General features: G+C 53.1%; 5 protein-coding genes and 1 rRNA gene. 1 reads left to right on the plus strand and 5 read right to left on the minus strand.

The window, feature by feature from the left end:
• Positions 1-7: 7 nt before the first annotated feature.
• The 4 genes from aceK to metA form a co-directional block, all read right to left on the minus strand.
• Positions 8-1,789: a bifunctional isocitrate dehydrogenase kinase/phosphatase gene (aceK, locus tag FHD02_RS16950; RefSeq protein ID WP_220394116.1), complete on the minus strand. Its 1,782-nt coding sequence runs from the start codon at positions 1,787-1,789 to the stop codon at positions 8-10.
• Between the two features lie 102 nt (positions 1,790-1,891).
• Positions 1,892-3,196, minus strand: coding sequence for an isocitrate lyase (aceA, locus tag FHD02_RS16955; protein ID WP_042313073.1), 1,305 nt, complete (start codon positions 3,194-3,196; stop codon positions 1,892-1,894).
• 31 nt (positions 3,197-3,227) lie between these two features.
• Complete coding sequence (gene aceB / locus FHD02_RS16960) at positions 3,228-4,829, minus strand: malate synthase A (protein ID WP_137361096.1); 1,602 nt, start codon at positions 4,827-4,829, stop codon at positions 3,228-3,230.
• 267 nt (positions 4,830-5,096) lie between these two features.
• Positions 5,097-6,026, minus strand: coding sequence for a homoserine O-succinyltransferase (metA, locus tag FHD02_RS16965; protein WP_042313076.1), 930 nt, complete (start codon positions 6,024-6,026; stop codon positions 5,097-5,099).
• A gap of 157 nt (positions 6,027-6,183) precedes the next feature.
• On the opposite strand from metA, the gene FHD02_RS16970 reads away from it, so the two are divergent.
• A complete protein-coding gene (locus FHD02_RS16970; protein WP_042313078.1) occupies positions 6,184-6,621 on the plus strand; it encodes an acetyltransferase in 438 nt (145 codons plus the stop codon).
• Positions 6,622-6,769: 148 nt separating this feature from the next.
• Here FHD02_RS16970 and rrf read toward each other — a convergent pair.
• Positions 6,770-6,856 (minus strand): 5S ribosomal RNA (gene rrf, locus FHD02_RS16975); the annotation flags it as partial.

Below are 6,856 nucleotides of genomic sequence, written 5' to 3' on the forward strand. Positions count from 1 at the left end.
AGCGCCATCAGGCACTGCGTACATTGCCGGATGGCGACGCAAAGGCCTTATCCGGCCTACGGTCGGTTTCATAACGTACGCTAAACCGCTGCCGACGACGGTAAGCGTAAACATCTTCCACGTGCCCTTCACGGATCCGCGTTTGCAGCCCTCGCCAGTAGTCGGCGCTGAACAGGTCGGCGTGCATCTCCTCAAACAGCGGCCCGATGCGCGGGTCGGCACATAGCCAGTGACGAAACTCTTCCGGGAAGACATCCCCCGGCGAAACGCTGTACCACGGTTCAGCGCTCATCTCATCCTCCGGGTAGCGCGGCGGTGGGATATGACGGAAATTCACCTCCGTCATATAGCAAATTTCATCGTAGTCGTAGAACACCACGCGCCCGTGGCGGGTAACGCCAAAGTTCTTAAACAGCATATCTCCCGGGAAAATATTGGCGGCGGCCAGCTGACGAATGGCGTTGCCGTACTCTTCTATCGCGTCGCGCAGCTGCTGGCCTTCGACCTGCTCCAGCCAGATATTCAACGGCACCATGCGCCGTTCGATATACAGATGGCGAATAACAATCTGATCGCCGAGATCGGTAATTTTTTCCGGCGCTTCCTGTAGTAGCAGGGCCATCAGCGCCGGGTCGATTTGCCGTTTATCCAGTACAAAGTTTTCAAACTCCTGAGTATCAGCCATCCGCCCGACGCGGTCGTGCTCTTTCACCAGCTGGTAGCAGGCGCGGACGTGCGCGGCGGACATCTCCTTTTGCGGCGCAAATTTGTCTTTGATGATTTTAAACACCCGGTCGAAGCCCGGTAGGGTAAACACCAGCATCACCATGCCGCGGATCCCCGGCGCTTCGATAAATTGCTCATCGCAATCAGCGAGATAGAGCAGATACTCGCGGTAGCTTTCAGTCTTCGCATGTTTCTGACAGCCAATCGCCATATACAATTCAGCGGTGGTTTTACCGGGCAGGATCTCGCGCAGCCACTCCACTAACGCCGCGGGCAGCGGGGCATAAACCATAAAATAGGAACGGGCAAAGCCAAACACAATGCTCGCTTCCGCCGTCGTGGTCAGACAGGTATCGACAAACAGTTCGCCTTCGTCAGTCCGGTGGATTGGCAATAAAAACGGCAGCGTCCCGGAAGGGGTAATCAGCTTACCGACCAGCCAGGCAGCCTTATTGCGATAAAACAGTTCGTTCGCCACCTGTAAATGACAGCGCGGCAACACATCCGCACCCAGCGTTTCGGTCAGGTGTTCGATGATGTAGTGGATATCACGATGTTTATTCTGCCACGGTAGACGCAGAGGCAGATCGCTGAGGACGCGGGTGAGCAGCCACTCCCAGCCGGTATCAGGAAAAAAGTCTTTCGCCAGCGGGCGGGGGATCGTGCGAAAACGGCGCTCTGGCTGAGAGCTAAAAATAAACAGCCGCTCGGGAGTCAGCGAGCGGTGGTCAAATAACCGGCAGTAAACGGAGTTAAAGAAGCTCTCCGCAATCTCGAAGCGCGGATAATCCGGCAAGAGCCGGGTGTAATGATCTTTCACGCGGAGCAAAAAATCCGCGTCGGTACTTTTGCCGTCAGTAATGCAGCGCAGCTGTTCCACCACCAGACCCACATGGTGATCGTAAAGGTGAATACGGCTTTTCATCGCCTGCTGAACCGCATGCCAGTCGGCATGTTCAAAACGCTGCTGCGCGCCGGAGGTGACTTCCAGAAAACGCCCGTACTGGGCGTCGAAACCTTGCAAGATAGTCTGAGCAATCAGTAATTCCAGGCCACGCGTCATCGATTTCTCCCATCCGGCACAACGTCATGCCGGATGGCGCATGCGCTTTTCCGGCCTACATCCCTTCGTAGGCCCGGCAAGCTCAGCGCCACCGGGCATTGATCAGAACTGCGATTCTTCGGTGGAACCCGTTAACGCGGTAACGGAAGAGGCGCCGCCCTGAATGATGGTGGTAACTTTATCGAAGTACCCGGTACCCACTTCCTGCTGGTGGGACACGAAGGTGTAACCGTCTTTTGCCGCCGCAAATTCTGGCTGCTGAACCTTCTCAACATAGTGCCGCATGCCTTCACCCTGCGCATAGGAGTGCGCGAGGTCGAACATGTTGAACCACATGCTGTGAATACCCGCCAGGGTAATGAACTGGTATTTATAGCCCATGTCCGACAACTGCTGCTGGAAGCTGGCAATGGTTTTATCATCCAGATTTTTCTGCCAGTTAAACGACGGCGAACAGTTGTAGGCCAGCAGTTTACCTGGGAATTTCGCATGAATGGCATCGGCAAAGCGCTTCGCCAGTTCTAGGTCTGGTGTGGAAGTTTCACACCACACCAGATCCGCATACGGCGCGTAGGCCAGACCGCGGCTGATCGCCTGCTCAATACCAGCATGTGTACGGAAGAAGCCTTCGCAGGTACGTTCGCCAGTAATGAACTCGCTGTCATAGGCATCGCAGTCAGAGGTAATCAAATCAGCTGCGTCAGCATCGGTACGCGCAATCACCAGCGTCGGCACGCCCATCACGTCGGCTGCCAGACGGGCAGCCACCAGTTTCTGAATAGCTTCCTGAGTCGGCACCAGCACCTTACCGCCCATGTGACCGCATTTTTTCACTGATGCGAGCTGATCTTCGAAGTGAACGGCTGCTGCACCAGCCTCAATCATCGATTTCATCAGTTCAAACGCGTTCAGAACCCCGCCAAAGCCCGCTTCCGCATCAGCAACGATCGGCAGGAAGTAATCCACGTAGCGCGGATCGTTCGGCTCAATACCGCTTGACCATTGGATCTGATCCGCACGACGGAAAGTGTTGTTGATCCGATCCACCACTGCCGGGACGGAGTTCGCCGGATACAGCGATTGATCCGGATACATGCTGGAGGCCAGGTTAGCATCTGCCGCTACCTGCCAGCCTGAAAGGTAGACCGCTTCAATACCCGCTTTCGCCTGTTGCAGCGCCTGGCCGCCGGTCAGCGCGCCGAGGCTGTTGATATACCCTTTCTTCGACTCACCGTGCAGCAGACGCCACATTTTCGCCGCGCCAAGCTGCGCCAGCGTGCATTCCGGGTTGACCGAGCCACGTAATTTCACCACATCCTCCGCGCTATACGGACGGGTGATGCCTTCCCAGCGCGGTTGAGTCCACTCTTTCTGTAATTCTTCGATTTGTTGAGTACGGGTTTTCATGTGCAGATGCTCCATATTGTTATGTGGTGAGTTAAGCCAGCAGGCGGTAACCTGGCAGGGTCAAGAAATCGATCAGTTCATCAGAGGTCGTGATTTGCTCCATCAGGCGCGCGGCATCGTCAAAACGCCCGCTGCTGTAGCGGTGCTCGCCCAGTTCGTCCTGAATCACCAACATCTCTTCGGCCAGCATCTGGCGGAACAGCGGTTTGGTCACCGGCTTGCCGTTGCTGAGCGTCTTCTGGTGGTGGATCCACTGCCAGATGGAGGTGCGGGAGATTTCGGCGGTGGCCGCATCTTCCATCAGACCGTAAATCGGTACGCAGCCGTTACCGGAGATCCACGCCTCGATGTACTGCACCGCGACACGGATGTTGGCGCGCATACCCTCTTCGGTACGCTCACCTTCACAAGGCGCCAGCAGCTGTTCAGCGGTAATTGGCGCATCTTCTTCACGCGTCACAAACAGCTGATTTTTGTTTTCTCCGAGCACGTCGTTGAATACCGTCATTGCGGTATCTGCCAGGCCCGGATGGGCAATCCATGTACCGTCATGACCGTTATTCGCTTCCAGCGCTTTATCCGCTTTTACCTTGGTCAGAACCTGGTTGTTACGCTCGGCATCTTTACTGGGAATGAACGCAGCCATGCCGCCCATCGCAAACGCACCGCGTTTGTGACAGGTTTTAATCAACAGACGCGAGTAGGCGCTGAGGAATGGCTTATCCATCGTCACTACCTGACGGTCCGGCAGCACGCGATCCGGGTGGTTCTTCAGGGTTTTGATATAGCTGAAAATGTAATCCCAGCGGCCACAGTTCAGGCCCACAATATGGTCACGCAACGCGTGCAGAATTTCGTCCATCTGGAAAACAGCGGGCAACGTTTCAATCAGCAGGGTCGCTTTGATGGTGCCGCGCGGCAGATTAAAGCGGTCCTCTGCATAGCTGAACACTTCACTCCACCAGGCTGCTTCTTGCCAGGCCTGCGTTTTTGGCAGATAGAAATACGGGCCACTGCCTTTTGCCAGCAACGCTTTGTAGTTGTGGAAGAAGTAGAGTGCAAAATCGAACAGGCTGCCCGGGATGGATTCGCCACGCCAGGTGACGTGTTTTTCCGGCAGATGCAGACCGCGCACACGACACACCAATAAAGCTGGATTGGGTTTGAGTTGATAAATTTTACCCGCTTCGTTGGTGTAACTAATGGTGCCATTGACCGCATCGCGCAGGTTGATCTGCCCGTCGATAACTTTGCTCCACTCAGGGGCCAGCGAATCTTCAAAGTCAGCCATAAAGACTTTGACGTTCGCGTTCAGCGCGTTGATGACCATCTTGCGCTCAACCGGTCCGGTAATCTCTACGCGGCGATCCAGTAAATCATCAGGAATACCGCGAATTTTCCAGTCGCCATCGCGAATGGAAGCTGTTTCCGAAATAAAATCAGGCAACTTACCGTTATCAATATCCTGCTGCTGCTGGATCCGCGCAGCCAGAAGCTTATTCCGCTTAGGCGTAAATCTTGTCACCAGTTCAGTCAGAAACTCCACCGCTTCTCCGGTCAGAATTTGCTGTTCTTGTTCGCCACGCGGCCTGGTGAAGACCAGTTCATCGGTTGTCGTTGCCTGTTGATTCATTGCGTAGTTCCTCGTCATTGATCCAAACACATCCCCAATGCGAACGAAGGATCGTTGTCGGTTTTCGTTCAGCACAACTAAGACTACTCATTTAAATCTCAAAATCAAAAACAATTTCCATTTTTAATTTAATTATCAATTAACCTATTGATAACAATATAAATAAAATTTAATTACACATTGAGGTGCGTTTCGGAAATAAAAAAGGCACCCGAAGGTGCCTGATTCAACATGCTGAAACGCTTAAGGATCGTCTGCTACAGAAGATTAATCCAGCGTTGGATTCATGTGACGCAGATCATATGGCGTGATCTGGTAGACGTAATAGTTGAGCCAGTTGGTAAACAACAGATTGCCATGGCTACGCCAGGTTGCCCGCGGTTTGTTTTGCGGGTCATCTTTCGGGAAGTAGTTATAGGGTACTTCCGGGGATAAGCCCGCTTCAACGTCACGAAAATATTCGCTACCAAGCGTGTGCGCGTCATACTCCGGATGACCCGTCACAAAGGCAATGCGTTTATCTTTACTGGCGAACAGATAGGCATCGCCCTCTTCCGTTTCGGCAAAAATCTCGAGATCGGTATAGTCGCGGATAAGTGCGGCAGGGAAATCGGCATAGCGCGAATGAGGGGCCAAAAATGCGTCATCAAATCCGCGCGTCAGCAACGCATGAGGATGCAGAATATGATGCTCATACACGCCGGAGAGTTTGTCCGTGCGGGTTTGTTTGGGAATGCCATAAAGGATATTCAATGCGGCTTGCACCGCCCAACAGACAAACAGCGTCGAGGTAACGTGATCTTTTGCCCATTCAAGCACTTGCTTAATCTGCGGCCAGTAAGCCACGTCATTAAACTCAACCAGACCCAGCGGTGCCCCTGTAACAATCAGTCCATCAAAGTTCTGATCGCAGATATCCTCGAAATTACAGTAAAAGTTATTCAGATGCTCCGTTGGGGTGTTGCGTGACTCGCGGGCATCGATGCGCAATAGCTGAACATCTACCTGTAGCGGTGAGTTAGACAATAAACGCAGGAACTGGTTTTCCGTTTCAATCTTCTTCGGCATCAGGTTAAGGATGAGCACCTTCAGTGGACGAATTTCCTGACCGGAAGCGCGGGAGGTCGTCATGACAAAGACGTTTTCCTCACGCAAGAAATTGACGGCGGGTAGCTCGTCCTGCACGCGAATTGGCATAACCTGATAACCTCACTACATACGTTTAAACGTTTAGACATCCAGACAGCTGAAGATACCCAGGAATCATGCGAATGTCGAGCCTGCATCCTCAAGTTGAGAAAGTTTCACGGCTCCTTGCTGTAGAATAGTGCAGTAAAGAAAAAAGGAGAATGCTATGACCATTACCATTCGTCGTTCGCGCCAGGACGAAGGAGACAAGTTAGTTTCTATTTGGTGTCGCTCAGTGGATGCCACGCACCATTTCCTCTCTGCGGATTATCGAATTGAGCTGGAGGAGCTGGTACGTTCATTTTTACCAGAAGCCCCTCTATGGGTTGCAGTAACAGGGCAGGATGAGCCAGTCGCCTTTATGCTTCTGACCGATCAGCATATAGATGCCTTATTTGTCGATCCGGATGTGCGTGGTAGTGGCGTTGGTAAGCTGCTGATTGAACATGCTTTATCAATGAGTTCCACGTTAACAACTAACGTTAACGAACAGAATGAGCAAGCGGTTGGATTCTATAAGAAGATGGGATTTAGCGTGACGGGACGTACAGAGGTGGACGATCTTGGGCGACCGTACCCGTTGCTCAGTCTCGTGCGCGGGTAGCAGGACAAGCTTTTGCGTGGTGCGGAATTGCAGGGGTACACGAGTTTTGTAAGCCGGATAAGGCGTTTACGCCGCATCCGGCAGGTTTCATTTCGCACAGACGCAAAAAAGCCCATCCGGCAGGATGGGCTTCTTCACTTTATTTGATGCCTGGCAGTTCCCTACTCTCGCATGGGGAGACCCCACACTACCATCGGCGCTACGGCGTTTCACTTCTGAGTTCGGCATGGGGTCA

Origin of the sequence: Citrobacter sp. EC_71, assembly GCF_019584005.1 — a bacterium.
Taxonomy (GTDB): Bacteria; Pseudomonadota; Gammaproteobacteria; order Enterobacterales; family Enterobacteriaceae; genus Citrobacter; species Citrobacter werkmanii.